Source organism: Streptomyces sp. NPDC044064 (genome assembly GCF_056434245.1).
Genome location: NZ_JBWKFN010000047.1, coordinates 1 through 12,572, shown reverse-complemented (window position 1 = coordinate 12,572; position 12,572 = coordinate 1). Strand labels below are relative to the sequence as shown.

10 protein-coding genes and 1 pseudogene are annotated in these 12,572 nt (G+C 72.9%); 7 read left to right on the top strand and 4 right to left on the bottom strand.

The window, feature by feature from the left end; all coding sequences use genetic code 11:
• The first annotated feature begins 19 nt into the window (after nt 1–19).
• On the top strand, nt 20–1,429 hold the full coding sequence (gene glnA / locus AC07DS_RS43280) for a type I glutamate--ammonia ligase (protein WP_479154229.1): 1,410 nt from the start codon (nt 20–22) through the stop codon (nt 1,427–1,429).
• Nucleotides 1,430–1,546: 117 nt separating this feature from the next.
• On the opposite strand, the gene AC07DS_RS43275 is transcribed toward glnA, so the two are convergent.
• Nucleotides 1,547–3,748 (bottom strand): tetratricopeptide repeat protein, encoded by a 2,202-nt coding sequence (locus AC07DS_RS43275; RefSeq protein ID WP_479154228.1) that lies wholly within the window; start codon nt 3,746–3,748, stop codon nt 1,547–1,549.
• A 131-nt stretch (nt 3,749–3,879) separates the two neighbouring features.
• Complete coding sequence (locus AC07DS_RS43270) at nt 3,880–4,149, bottom strand: hypothetical protein (protein WP_479154227.1); 270 nt, start codon at nt 4,147–4,149, stop codon at nt 3,880–3,882.
• Between the two features lie 276 nt (nt 4,150–4,425).
• On the opposite strand from AC07DS_RS43270, the gene AC07DS_RS43265 reads away from it, so the two are divergent.
• The 4 genes from AC07DS_RS43265 to pspAB all read left to right on the top strand — a co-directional run bounded on the left by AC07DS_RS43265 (nt 4,426) and on the right by pspAB (nt 7,732).
• Nucleotides 4,426–4,683, top strand: a complete 258-nt coding sequence (locus AC07DS_RS43265) for an SCO2583/SCO2584 N-terminal domain-containing protein (protein WP_479154226.1) — start codon at nt 4,426–4,428, stop codon at nt 4,681–4,683.
• Nucleotides 4,684–4,703: 20 nt separating this feature from the next.
• The gene (locus AC07DS_RS43260; RefSeq protein ID WP_479154225.1) at nt 4,704–6,074 is read left to right on the top strand and encodes a hypothetical protein; all 1,371 of its coding nucleotides are present in this window, start codon (nt 4,704–4,706) and stop codon (nt 6,072–6,074) included.
• 118 nt (nt 6,075–6,192) lie between these two features.
• A complete protein-coding gene (gene htpX / locus AC07DS_RS43255; protein WP_336111971.1) occupies nt 6,193–7,110 on the top strand; it encodes a zinc metalloprotease HtpX in 918 nt (305 codons plus the stop codon).
• 34 nt (nt 7,111–7,144) lie between these two features.
• On the top strand, nt 7,145–7,732 hold the full coding sequence (gene pspAB, locus AC07DS_RS43250; RefSeq protein ID WP_479154224.1) for a PspA-associated protein PspAB: 588 nt from the start codon (nt 7,145–7,147) through the stop codon (nt 7,730–7,732).
• A 16-nt stretch (nt 7,733–7,748) separates the two neighbouring features.
• Here the strand turns inward: pspAB and AC07DS_RS43245 are convergent, their stop codons facing one another.
• The gene (locus tag AC07DS_RS43245) at nt 7,749–8,018 is read right to left on the bottom strand and encodes a hypothetical protein (RefSeq protein ID WP_479154223.1); all 270 of its coding nucleotides are present in this window, start codon (nt 8,016–8,018) and stop codon (nt 7,749–7,751) included.
• 99 nt (nt 8,019–8,117) lie between these two features.
• Here AC07DS_RS43245 and AC07DS_RS43240 point away from each other — a divergent pair, with 99 nt between their 5' ends.
• Nucleotides 8,118–9,755, top strand: a complete 1,638-nt coding sequence (locus AC07DS_RS43240) for an alpha/beta fold hydrolase (RefSeq protein WP_479154222.1) — start codon at nt 8,118–8,120, stop codon at nt 9,753–9,755.
• An 8-nt stretch (nt 9,756–9,763) separates the two neighbouring features.
• Here the strand turns inward: AC07DS_RS43240 and AC07DS_RS43235 are convergent, their stop codons facing one another.
• Nucleotides 9,764–11,131 carry a DUF2252 domain-containing protein gene (locus tag AC07DS_RS43235; RefSeq protein WP_479154221.1) on the bottom strand — a complete coding sequence of 456 codons (1,368 nt, stop codon included), beginning with the start codon at nt 11,129–11,131 and terminating at the stop codon, nt 9,764–9,766.
• Between the two features lie 171 nt (nt 11,132–11,302).
• Here AC07DS_RS43235 and AC07DS_RS43230 point away from each other — a divergent pair.
• Nucleotides 11,303–12,481: pseudogene (locus AC07DS_RS43230) on the top strand (winged helix DNA-binding domain-containing protein); the annotation flags it as partial.
• Between the last annotated feature and the right edge of the window lie 91 nt (nt 12,482–12,572).

Below are 12,572 nucleotides of genomic sequence, written 5' to 3'. Positions count from 1 at the left end.
CGGGAGTAGGAGGAGCTGGATGTTCCAGAACGCCGACGAGGCCAAGAAGTTCATCGCGGACGAGGACGTCAAGTTCGTCGACGTCCGTTTCTGCGACCTGCCGGGCGTCATGCAGCACTTCACCGTGCCCGTCGAGGCGTTCGACCCGGACGAGGAGCTGGCCTTCGACGGATCGTCGATCCGTGGTTTCCAGGCCATCCACGAGTCCGACATGGCTCTGCGCGCCGACCTCTCCACGGCCCGTGTGGACCCGTTCCGCCGCGACAAGACCCTCAACATCAACTTCTTCATCCACGACCCGATCACGGGCGAGCAGTACTCCCGTGACCCGCGCAACGTGGCCAAGAAGGCCGAGGCCTACCTCGCGTCGACCGGTATCGCGGACACCGCGTACTTCGGTCCCGAGGCCGAGTTCTACGTCTTCGACTCCGTCCGCTTCGCCACCAGCGCGAACGAGTCCTTCTACCACATCGACTCCGAGGCGGGTGCCTGGAACACCGGCGCCGTCGAGAACAACCGTGGCTACAAGGTCCGCTACAAGGGCGGTTACTTCCCCGTCCCGCCGGTCGACCACTTCGCCGACCTGCGCGCCGAGATCTCCCTGGAGCTGGACAGGCAGGGCCTGAAGGTCGAGCGCCAGCACCACGAGGTCGGCACCGCCGGCCAGGCCGAGATCAACTACAAGTTCAACACGCTGCTCGCCGCGGCCGACGACCTCCAGCTCTTCAAGTACATCGTGAAGAACGTGGCCTGGCGCAACGGCAAGACCGCGACCTTCATGCCGAAGCCGATCTTCGGTGACAACGGCTCGGGCATGCACGTGCACCAGTCGCTGTGGACCAACGGCGACCCGCTGTTCTACGACGAGGCCGGTTACGCGGGCCTGTCGGACACCGCCCGCTACTACATCGGCGGCATCCTCAAGCACGCCCCGTCGCTGCTGGCCTTCACCAACCCGACGGTGAACTCCTACCACCGTCTGGTCCCGGGCTTCGAGGCGCCGATCAACCTGGTGTACTCGCAGCGCAACCGCTCCGCCGCGATGCGCATCCCGATCACGGGCTCCAACCCGAAGGCCAAGCGCGTCGAGTTCCGCGCGCCCGACTCCTCCGGCAACCCGTACCTCGCCTTCTCGGCGCTGCTCCTCGCGGGCCTCGACGGCATCAAGAACAAGATCGAGCCGGCCGAGCCGATCGACAAGGACCTGTACGAGCTGGCTCCCGAGGAGCACGCGAACGTGGCCCAGGTCCCGACCTCGCTGCCGGCCGTCCTCGACTCGCTCGAGGCCGACCACGAGTTCCTCCTCCAGGGCGACGTGTTCACGCCGGACCTGATCGAGACGTGGATCGACCTCAAGCGCACCACCGAGATCGCGCCGCTGCAGCTGCGTCCGCACCCGCACGAGTTCGAGCTGTACTTCGACGTGTGATATCGCCCCAGGTCGGAGCGTTCTTCCGCTCCCCTGGGCCGTCTGTGGGCCGTCGGCCGGCTCTCCCCGCACGGGAGAGCCGGCCGTCGGCTTTTCGGCGCCGGATGCCGTCGGCCTTCAGGCGCGGGGGGTCCATCCCGCCTTCCCCCGCCAGTAGGCGAGGTTGTTGCGGGCGGCCAGGGTGTGGGGGTGATCCTCACCCAGCACCCGAACCTGGTCGGCCAGCAGCAGCTCGCACGCGGCTGCGGCACCGGCCGTGTCTCCCGCCTGCCCCAGCCAGTAGGCGAGGTTGTGGCGGGTGGTCAGGGTGTCGGGGTGATCCTCACCCAGCACCCGAACCCGGTCGGCCAGCAGCAGCTCGCACGCGGCTGCGGCACCGGCCGCGTCTCCCGCCTCCCCCCGCCACCCGGCGAGGTTGTTGCGGGCGATCAACGTATCGGGGTGATCCTCACCCAACACCCGAACCCGGTCGGCCAGCAGCAGCTCGCACGCAGCCGCGGCACCGGCCACGTCCCCCGCCTTCCCCCGCCAGTAGGCGAGGTTGTTGCGGGTGGTCAGGGTGTCGGGGTGGTCCTCACCCTGTACCCGGACCCGGTCGGCCAGCAGCTGTTCGTACGCGGCTGCGGCGCCGGCCGTGTCTCCCGTCTCCCCCCGCCAGTAGGCGAGGTCGTTGCGGGTGGTCAGGGTGTCGGGGTGATCCTCACCCATCACCCGAACCCGGTCGGCCAGCAGTTCCTCGCACGCAGCCGCGGCACCGGCCACGTCCCCCGCCTCTCCCCGCCACCGGGCGAGTTCGCTGCGGGCGGTCAGGGTGTGGGGGTGGTCGGGCCCGAGGCGGTGGCCGGTGGTCTGGGTCAGGCGTTGGAAGTGGGTTGTGGCGGCGGTGACCTGGCCGGCTTCGCCGAGGCTTGTTCCGGCCTGGTACAGCACCGTATGCGCGTCGGGCCGGTGGAGGGCGTCCTCGGCGGTGCGGGTGAGGGTGGTGGCATTGGCGCGCAGGGCCTGGGCGAGTTCGGTGTCGCGTTCGATGTCCGGCCAGGCGGCCATGAGGGCGTCGGCGGCAGCGTGGGCGAGCTGGTCGTGCTGGTCGGGGGTGAGCGTGTCGCGGGTGGCGCGCTGGATGAGCTGGTGGACGCGGATGGCCTGGTGGGGGGTGGCGGGGGTGTGGTCGATGAGGCTGAGCCGATTCAGCGCCCGCAGTGCACCGACCGCCTCGTCTTCAGTGACAGACACGGGAGTGTTGCGGTTCCGGGTCAGGTGGTCGAGGGCGGGTGCGCTGGTCAGGACGGTTTCGGGGATGCCGTTGGGGTTGAGGAACGCGGCGAGCTGGAGCATGGGTCGGGCCAGACCGGCCGGGCGCAGGGTGTCGGCGCGGTCGACGGACAGCGACCAGGCTGCCGCCGCGGTCTGGGTCTGGCCGTCGGGCAGGACCTCCGGGGCAGCGTCGGCGAGCAGGGTGGCACGGTCGGCCAGCCGAGCCCGGTAGGCGGCAGCACTGATGCCCGCATCGATGAGGTAGGCGGCCGCCTGAGACAACGCGAGCGGCAGGTGCCCTAAATCCTCGGCGAGCGCGGTCAGCTGTTCGTCGGGCTCGTGGCGCTCGCGGGCACCGAGTGCGGCGGTGAGGTAGGCGACGGATTCGGCCCCGGTGAACAGCCCGACCTTGATCAGACGACCGGCCAGGGCCAGGGCGGCGTCCTGACGGCGGGTGGTGACCAGGGTCCGGCCGTGCGGGCCGGCCGGCGGCCACAATCCGTTCAGGTCGGCGGGGTCGATGACGTCGTCGAGGACGACCAGCCACCGGCACGGCTCGGCGTTCGCCTTGGGTTCCAGCCAGGCCAAAAACGCGCCCGCGGCCGCTTCCCGGTCGGCGGGGTCGGCGCCCAGGATTTCCACGGCGGCCTGCGCATACCCGGACGCGGCCGCGGTGGCGTTGCTCGCGGTGATCCACACCAGCACATCCAGCTCACCGGCCCGCCAGGCCGTGCGGGCGTAGTCGGCGGCCAGCTGGGTCTTGCCCACCCCACCCATCCCGGCCAGCACCTGACCGTGCACGGTGTCCTGCCCCACCAGGACCGCAGCCTGCCCACCCGTGAGTGCCTCACGCAGCCGCACCACCTCGGCCCGAGTCTGGAAGCAGCCCGCCCGCGGCGGAATCACCCCCACCTGATGCGGCCACGCGGCGGGAGGCCGCGATGCTCCGTGGTAGTGGATGTTCTTGCCCGTGACCGGGCCGTTGAACAAACCACCCCGGAAATCGACGTGGTCCCGGTCCCCGCCCGCCACCAAAGCCCCCTCGAACACGGTCGGATCCAGCACCCCGACCGTACCCGCGCACCCACCCCCGCCACCGGCCGTTCACGACACGGCCGCCACCGGGAACAACGCTCCCGGTGGCGGCCCCTGGCCGTTGTCTACGACCCGTGTCCTTCCGGCCGTGGCCGTGGCCGTCAGCTCACCACGACCACCACGACGGGAGTGTTGAACCCGTTGTTGAAGCCGAACCCGTTGTTGAAGCCGAACCCGTTGTTGAAGCCGAAGAAGCCGTTGTTGCCGAAGCAGTTGCCCCGCCAGCCGTTGTTGAAGCAGCCACGGTTGGTGGACACGTGGGTCGAGGTTGCTGCCGACGCGGTACCTGCCGTGCTGATCGCGGCTCCGCCGAGCATCAGGACACCGACGGCGGACACTGCGGCGATACGCCGCGCACGATGTGCATTCATGGATCCACCTTCCTTCCACCCCTCGTGCGGCTTTCCGGGCACGAGACGGATGGCCGCGACCAGGGAGTGAGGAGTCCGGCGCGGGTAGGGGGTGCCGCACGACGAGTGGGAGAAGCAGGGCAGACGACGTCGGACACCCTGCGGTGCGGCTCTCACCGGAAATGCTAGCCGTCCGGTGACCACCCAGCATCCTGGGCAACCTTTGCCGCTTCCCATGCTTCCTACTCTCGGGGGATCATCCTCCTGGTTCTGTCCGACGAGAGAGGTTGAACGGGGATGTCCGAACAGGACAACTGGGAGCGCGATTTCGATCACAGATGGGCGAACTCCGCCGAGCACAAGGAGCCCTCCGCACGGGCCCGGATGCTCGCCGCCCGCTGGAAGGAGAACCCTCCGGACCCGGCGCCGTTCCGCGCCGACCCGGACCCGGTGGGGCCGCGGCGGTCGTCGTGGGTGTCGACGGTCGTGGTGCTGGGCTGCGTGGCCGCGGTGATAGTGCTGCTCGGGTACGCGCAGATGCGTTCTCCGTACTAGAGACAACGGGAGTTCAGGGGATGCGCGAGGGGGCTCGGGCCGCGCGACGGCTGGCCGAGGGCTCGGTGCTGCGGGACGTGATCGACACGAGCGACCCGAGCGCCTGGCTGGGACTGGACGAGCAGGTGCGGGCGGAGGAGTGGTACCTCCCGCCGTACGTCGTACCCGCCTGGGAGGAGACGGCCGGCGGGCGTTCGCTGACGGCCGCCCTGCACGCCGGCGGCCCGCTCACCGAGGGGCAGCTCGCACTCGCCCTGTGTCACCGGGACGGCCGGATCCGGCACAGGGCGCTGGGCCGGGTCGCCGGGTTTCCGGCGCTGCTGCCGCTGGTGGCCGTGCGGTGTACCGACTGGGCACAGCCGGTGCGGGATCGGGCCAGGGAGCGGTTCGCCGAGGCGCTGGACGCGGAGGCGGCCGCACGGCTCGCCCCGCTGGTCCGGCGCCTCGCCGACCGCCACCGGGGCGACTTCGCCCTCGGCCTGCTGAGCGAGGTGCTGCGGCGGGCGCCCGGCGAGCGGCTGGCGCCCCTCCTCGCCTCCTCCGACCGCCCGGTACGCCGCTTCGCGTACCGCCTCGCCGTCGAGGAGCGGCTGCTCTCCCCCGCCGAGCTGGCCCGCGCGGCCGCCCGGGACGACGACGCCGTCGTCCAGAGCCTGTGCGCCGATGCCGCCCTGGCCGCCATGGGGGAAGAGGACGCGGAGGAGGTGCTGGGGGCGCTGCTCGGCGCCCGCAGTCCGCGGGCCCGGTCCGCCGGGGTGACCGCGCTGCGGCGCCTGGAGCGGCCCGGGTCGGCCGTCGGGTTCCTGGCGGACCGGTCCGCGCTGGTTCGGGCCTGCGCCCGGTATGTCGTACGCCAGCACGGGACGGATCCGCTGCCCTGGTACCGGGACCGGTGCGCCGACCCCGGTGACCCCGCGCTGCCGCCGGGTGCCGCGATCGGGCTGGCGGAGTGCGGGACCCACGCGGACGCCGCCCTGCTGTGGCCGCTGCTGGACCACCCGGTGCCCGGCGTGCGGGCCAGGGCGGTGGCCGGGCTGCGCACGCTGGACGTGACGGATCTGCCGCGGATGCGGCGGCTGCTGGACGATCCGGCGCCCGGGGTCGTCGGCGAGGCCACCCTCGCCCTGCTCCCCTCGGCCGGACTGCTGCCCGAGGGGTGGCTGGCGGAGCGGCTGGCGGCGGGGCGGCCGCGCTGGGTACGGGTGTCGGCGTACCGGTTGCTGGACGCGCGCGGGGGCGTCGTACGGCTGCGGGCGGCCGTGGCGCTGCTCGGTGACACGGACGAGCGGCTGCGCACACGGGCCGAACTGGCCGTGCGGCGGACCCTGCCGTGGGGAGCGGACGCCGAGGTCGCGGAGCTGCTCGGCCGGGCCCGCGCCCACCTGGGCTGAGGCGCCCGGACTCACAGGAAGCCTTTGCTGCCCCTAGGTCTGCTCGCGACCTCCTTATGGCATTCCGCAGGTGCACACTGGACATCGGGACGAGTGCCTGACTGCGGGGTGATGCAAGATGCAGAGCCGCTTCCGGAGCGATCGGCGTCTGACCGTGCGGATGACGGTCACGATGTTCCTGCTCGGGCTGCTGTACGTGGCCTTCGTCGCCGCGTTGATCGTGTTGCTGAAGTCCTGGCTGCTGGTCGTGGTCCTGGTCGGGGCGATGTTCGTGGCGCAGTTCTGGTTCTCCGACCGGATCGCGATGTTCGCCATGCACGGGCAGGTCGTGGAGCGCGAGGAGTACCCCGAGCTGCACGCGGTGGTCGACCGGCTCTGCGCGATCGCGGACATGCCGAAGCCGGTGGTCGCCGTCTCCAACATGGACATGCCGAACGCGTTCGCGACCGGGCGCAATCCCGACCACGCCGTGGTCTGTGTGACCACCGGGCTGCTGCGGCGGCTGGAGCCCGCGGAGCTTGAGGGTGTGCTCGCGCACGAGCTGTCGCACGTGGCGCACAAGGACGTCGCCGTGATCACGATCGCGTCCTTCCTCGGGGTGATCGCGGGACTGATCGTCCGGTTCGCCTTCTACTCGCAGCTCTTCGGCGGCCGCAGGGACCAGAACACCGCCGTCGTGTTCGCGGCCGTGATGGGGGTCTCGGCGGCCGTGTACGCGATCAGCTTCCTGCTGATCCGGGCCCTGTCCCGGTACCGGGAACTGGCGGCGGACCGCGCGGCCGCGCTGCTGACCGGCCGGCCCTCGGCGCTGGCGTCGGCGCTCACCAAGGTCACCGGGGACATCGCCCGGATCCCGACCAAGGACCTGCGCACGGCACAGGCCTTCAACGCCTTCTACTTCACCCCGGCGACGGGCAAGGAGCCCGGCATCGAGCGCTTCTTCTCCACCCACCCGACCCTGGAGCAGCGGCTGGAGCAGCTCGGGCGGATCTCCGCGGAGCTGGGTGAGGCGGCCGCTCCCGGAAAGGCGGGCTGAAAACTTGCGACGGCTACGGAAGGCGGGCTGAACCTTGGGGCTGCTGGACATCCTGCTCGGGCGCACGAAGCCCGTCGCGCCCGACCTCGACCAGCTGTTCGCGCTGCCGTCGGCGGCCGTGACGCTCGAGGCCGCGGCCGGGTTCACGCCGACCGGCGAGGGCGCGGTGTGCTTCGCCACGGTCGAGGGCGCGGCCTTCGAACAGACCCGCCGGGAGGTCCAGGCACTGCTCGACGCGGACGCGGAACGTGGCGGAGGCCCCCCGGTGGAACTCGTCCAGGACGGCTACGGCTACTCCTGGCTGGTCTCCCGGCGGCCCCCGGACCAGCTGCCCCAGCTGGTCAACGACCTGCACGCGGTGAACAGCTCGATGGAGGTGAACGGCTTCGGGCCGCAGCTGCTGTGCTCCCTCGCCGCCTTCCGGGACGAGCGGGAGCGGCGTCTGGCCCTCGTCTACCTCTACAAGCGCGGCACCTTCTACCCCTTCGCGCCCCTGCCCGGCGCCGCCGAACGCCGGGACAGCGCGCTGGAGTTGCAGGTGAAGGCCGTGCTCGCGAACGACCTCAGGACCGAGCAGGACCTGAGCCGCTGGTTCCCGGTGTGGGGAGCCCCCGGCCTGTGACCGGGGGCTCGGCTGCTCACCTGCTCTTCTCGCGCTCCTGGCGCCGGGCCTCGAAGGGCCGCTCGCGCCGGTAGCGGCGCTCCCACCTGGCCTGCCGGTCCCGGCGCTCGCGGTAGGCCTGATAGGTGGTGGGCCCGCCCGGCTGCCCCCCTCCGGTGGACGGGGTCCGGCCCCGCCCGTACCGCACGTGGAGGAAGAGCACGGCGACGGCGGCGAGCCACCAGTTGTGGTTCCCGAATCCGAGGATCACCAGGACGGCGGTCCCGGACAGGACGATGGTGCCCATGACGGTCCTCCGTTCGCGTGGATGTGTGATCGGCGTGAAACCAGCGTAGGGACGCCGTCACTCGGAGTGCATCCCGATTTCCGTGAGTGAATGGGTGTCATGAGCGAGCCGATCCCCTTCACTCACGAGTACGACGGCGAACGCCTCAGCGGTCTGTACGGCGGCGGCTCCGGACGGGCCACCGTCGTCCTCCTGCACGGCGCGGGCAAGGGCAGCAAGGAGCGGCTGCGGCCGCTGCTCGCCGAGGCCGCCGCGCACGGCTGCCGCGCTCTGGCCTTCGACTTCTCCGGGCACGGCGAAAGCAGCGGCACGCTGGGCGAGTTGAGCCTGCGCCGGCGGTTCGAGCAGGCGGTCGCGGTGCTCGACGCGCACGCTCCGGCAAACGACCCGCTGGTCCTGGTCGGGTTCAGCATGAGCGGGCAGACGGTCGCGGATCTCGTGCGGCACTACGGCCCGCGCGTGGCCGCCGTGGGCCTGTGCGCGCCCGCGGTGTACGCGCCGGAGGCCCATGACCTGCCCTTCGGGAACAGCGGGGGGAGATTCAGCGAGATCATCCGTGCGCCCGGCAGCTGGCGGAACTCCCCCGCGCTCACGGCCCTGCGGGCGTACGAGGGCCGGGCGGTGCTCGCGGTACCGGGCACGGACGCGGTGATCCCGCCGGAGGTGACGGAGGCCGTCCAGGACGCGCTGGCGGCGCGCGCCCAGTACACCCGCTTCGAACTCCCGGATGCCGAGCACCGGTTGGGGCTGTGGTTCCGTGACCACGCCGAGGACCGGCGGGAGTTCGTCGCGTCCCTGCTGTGCGGGCTCGAGGAGCAGGGCTGGGCGGCGACGCGGCGGTGGGTGGCCGAGCGGCTTCCGCAGGGCCGTACGGTCGCCGGCTCCCGCCCGCTCCAGGGGGGTTGGTCCTCGCAGATACGCGGGCTCACCCTCGACGACGGTGAGGAGCTGGTGCTGCGTACGTTCGTGAAGCCCTTCTTCCGGCGGCACGCCCCGGGCCTGCTGTCCCGGGAGGCGGGTGTGCTCAGCCTGTTGGCGGGGCAGGAGGGCATCCCGGCCCCGGCGCTGGTCGCCGTGGACGCGACCGGCGAACACTGCGACCATCCCTCGCTGCTGATGACCCGGCTGCCGGGTCTGGTACGGGTGGACGAGGAGGACCCGGAGTCCCTGCACCGGCGCCTGGACCTGCTCGCCGCCCAGCTGGTCCGCATCCACACGGTCGTACCGCGGCAGCGGCCGCGTTCGTATCAGGCGTGGACCTCGCCCGAGCGGGCGCGCACCCCGGACGGACCGATGTGGGAGCGGGCGGTGGACGTGATCCGCCGCGACCCGCCGCCGTACGAGGGCCGCTTCCTGCACCGGGACTTCCACCCCGGGAACGTGCTCTTCACGGGGGCCGGGGACGGACTGTGCATCAGCGGGGTCGTCGACTGGGTGGAGACCTCGTGGGGTCCCGCCGACCTGGACGTCGCCCACTGCTCGACGGCCCTGGCGCTGCTGCACGGCCCGGGGTACGGCCTCGCCTTCCGGGACCGGTACGAGGAGCTGGGCGGTGTCCGGCTCGCGGACGGGCCGGACCACCTGTACTGGCGGCTGCTCGACGCGCTGGCCCACTCCCCCGACGCGCAGAAGCTGGCCAGCCCCTGGCGGGAGCTGGGCCGCACGGATCTGACGCCGGAGGTGCTGGCCGGGCGGCTGGAGGCGTACGTGCGCGGGCTGCTGGAACGGTACGGCTGAGCGACCGGTCACACCCCCGGCTCGGCCTGCACCACCCCCGCCGCGATGGCCGCGCCGAGGGTGGCGTGGTCGGCGGTGGTCCGGTCGGCGTAGGACACGGCGAAGTCGGCGACGGCGTGGTCGAAGGTGTCGGCACCACCGAGGTAGGCGGCGATGGCGATGCGGTCGCCGGAGCGGGCGTGGGCGCGGGCCAGGGTGGTGCCGCACAGCCGGGCGTAGGCGAGCAGGCCGGCCGGGTCCAGACCTGCGACCTCGGCGGAGCCCTTCATGTCGCGCAGCTGACGCCAGTAGAAGGAGCGGCCCTCCGGCCCGCTCATCCAGCCGAGGAAGATGTCGGTGGCGGACTGCAGCAGCCGCTGCCCGGCGACCACCCGGTGCCCGGGGTGGACGTACGGCCCGCTCGGCAGATGCTCCTCGAGCACCGAGGACCGCGCCTCCTTGATCTGCAGGAACAGCGGGTCGTCGGCGTCGCGCCCGGCGAGCAGCACGATGAAGCAGCGCATGCCGACGCTGCCGACGCCGACGACCTTGCGGGCGGCGTCGACGAAGTGGTAGCGGTCGAGGAGATGGCGGCGCTCCTCGGCGAGGGTGGAACGGTAGTCGCAGAAGATCTTGCGCAGGGAGGCCATGTCCGGCGCGCCCGCGGGTTCCAGGAGCGGCGGGTCGTGGACGATCCGGCGCCGCCCGTCCACCACCTCGGTCAGGCTGCCCAGCGCCTGGAGGCTGGTGCGGCGGCGGGCCCGGGTGAGGGTCGACTCCAGGCGGCGCCGGCGGCGGGCGGAGCGGACGAGCGGCAGCAGGCTCTCGGCGTCGACCTGCTCGTACCAGACGGCCAGCTCCCCGAGTCCGGCCATGCGGCGTATGGCCGTGCGGTACCCGGCGGCGGCCGCCCGGGCCGCGGCCCGTTCCCCGGCCCTGGTGTGCCCGTTCTCCCGGGCGGCCACGGTCACACTGGCCGCGAGCCGTTTGACGTCCCACTCGAAGGGCCCGGGGTGGGTCTCGTCGAAGTCGTTGAGGTCGAAGAGCAGGCTGCGTTCCGGGGAGGCGTAGAGCCCGAAGTTGAGCAGGTGGGCGTCGCCGCACAGCTGCACGGTGAGCCCGGTGTGCGGCTGGGCGGCGAGGTCGGCCGTCATCACCGCGGCGGCGCCGCGCAGGAAGGCCAGCGGCGAGCCGGCCATCCGCCCGTACCGGATCGGCAGCAGCTCCGGCAGCCGGTCCCGGCCCTGCCGCTCCAGTACGGCGACGGGATCGCGCCGGCCGGCGGACGGGAGCCAGAGGGCGTGCGCGGAGCGGGGGGCGTGCTTTCGGGCCTCTTTGCCGCGCCGGGCCCGGTCCTCGGGGGTACCGCGCCGGAAACGCTCCTCGGGGATGCTCATACGGCAGCCTCTCTCTGCGGGGCCTCGCCCTTCCCGTCACCTCCTGTTCGCAGTGAAGGGCGTGGGGGTGGGCGTGCGCATGCCGGGCACGCCGATCGGGTGACGGTGCCGACTGTCAGTGGCGTCGGCGACGATGCGGGCAGGGCATGGTGGACCGACGGGGAGGTCGGCATGGGTGACGGACGGCGGCACATCGACGTGGCGGAGCGGCGGGCCCGGCTCGCCCTGCGGCACCGTCTGGCGGGCCCGGCGCGGGCGGCGCGGCCCGAGGAGGTCGCCGAATCGCTGGTGGCCCTGCACGGCACGGACCCGGCGACGGTGTACCTGGCGGTGGCGGCGCGGCTCGCCGACCCGGCGAAGGCGGTGCCGCAGACGGAGCGGGCGCTGTACGAGGACCGCACGCTGGTCCGCATGCACGGCATGCGGCACACGGTGTTCGTGTTCCCGACCGGGCTGACGGCCGTCGTCCACGCGTCGACGGGCCTGACGGTGGCCGCCCGCGAGCGGACCTCCCTGCTCAAGGACATGGCCAGGGCGGGCGCCCCGGACGCGGACTGGCTGGCGGAGGTCGAGGCGTCCGCGCTGGCCGCGCTGGGCCGGCGCGGCCAGGCGACGGCGGCGGAGCTGACCGCGGACGAGCCGCGTCTGCGCGAGCAGTTCGTGTACGCGGCCGGGAAGAGCTACGAGGGCGTCCACACGGTCTCCTCCCGCCTGCTTCGGGTGCTCGGCGTCGAGGGCAAGGTGGTCCGCGGCCGTCCGCTCGGCTCCTGGACGTCCGGCCAGTTCCGCTGGGCGCCGGCGCCCGAACATCCCGAACTGGACCCGGCGCGGGCCCAGGCGGACCTGCTGGAGCGCTGGCTGCGGGCGTGCGGCCCGGCGACGGAGGCGGACCTGAAGTGGTGGACGGGCTGGCGGGTCACCGAGGTCCGGCGTGCCCTGTCCGCGATCGGCGCCCAGGAGGTCTCCCTGGACGGGGGCACGGGTTACGTCGCCGACGGGGACACGGAGCCGGTCGCGGCCCCCGGGGAATCCTGGGCGGCCCTGCTCCCCGGGCTGGACCCGACCGCCATGGCCTGGCAGCAGCGCGACTGGTACCTCGCCCCGGAGCTGCGCCCCAGCCTCTTCGACCGCAGCGGCAACGTGGGTCCGACGGTGTGGTGGGACGGCAGGGTGGTGGGCGGCTGGGCCCAGCGGGCGGACGGGGAGATCGTCTGGCGCATCACCGGGCCGGGCGTACGCCGGGAGGCCGAGGCGGCGGTCGCGGCGGAGGCGGAGCGGCTGCGGGGGTGGCTGGGGGCGACGAAGGTGACTCCGCGCTTCCGGACGCCTCTGGAGCGGGAGTTGTCGGCGTGGGGGGGGGGGGGGGGGGGGGGGGGGGGGGGGGGGGGGGGGGGGGGGGGGGGGGGGGGGGGGGGGGGGGGGGGGGGGGGGGGGGGGGGGG

Excerpts from the sequence above, each read along its gene's own strand:
- glnA (WP_479154229.1), top strand. The coding sequence starts at position 20 with ATGTTCCAGAACGCCGACGAGGCCAAGAAGTTCATCGCGGACGAGGAC.
- AC07DS_RS43270 (WP_479154227.1), bottom strand. The coding sequence starts at position 4,149 with ATGAATGCACATCGTGCGCGGCGTATCGCCGCAGTGTCCGCCGTCGGT.
- AC07DS_RS43265 (WP_479154226.1), top strand. The coding sequence starts at position 4,426 with ATGTCCGAACAGGACAACTGGGAGCGCGATTTCGATCACAGATGGGCG.
- AC07DS_RS43260 (WP_479154225.1), top strand. The coding sequence starts at position 4,704 with ATGCGCGAGGGGGCTCGGGCCGCGCGACGGCTGGCCGAGGGCTCGGTG.
- htpX (WP_336111971.1), top strand. The coding sequence starts at position 6,193 with ATGCAGAGCCGCTTCCGGAGCGATCGGCGTCTGACCGTGCGGATGACG.
- AC07DS_RS43245 (WP_479154223.1), bottom strand. The coding sequence starts at position 8,018 with ATGGGCACCATCGTCCTGTCCGGGACCGCCGTCCTGGTGATCCTCGGA.
- AC07DS_RS43240 (WP_479154222.1), top strand. The coding sequence starts at position 8,118 with ATGAGCGAGCCGATCCCCTTCACTCACGAGTACGACGGCGAACGCCTC.
- AC07DS_RS43235 (WP_479154221.1), bottom strand. The coding sequence starts at position 11,131 with ATGAGCATCCCCGAGGAGCGTTTCCGGCGCGGTACCCCCGAGGACCGG.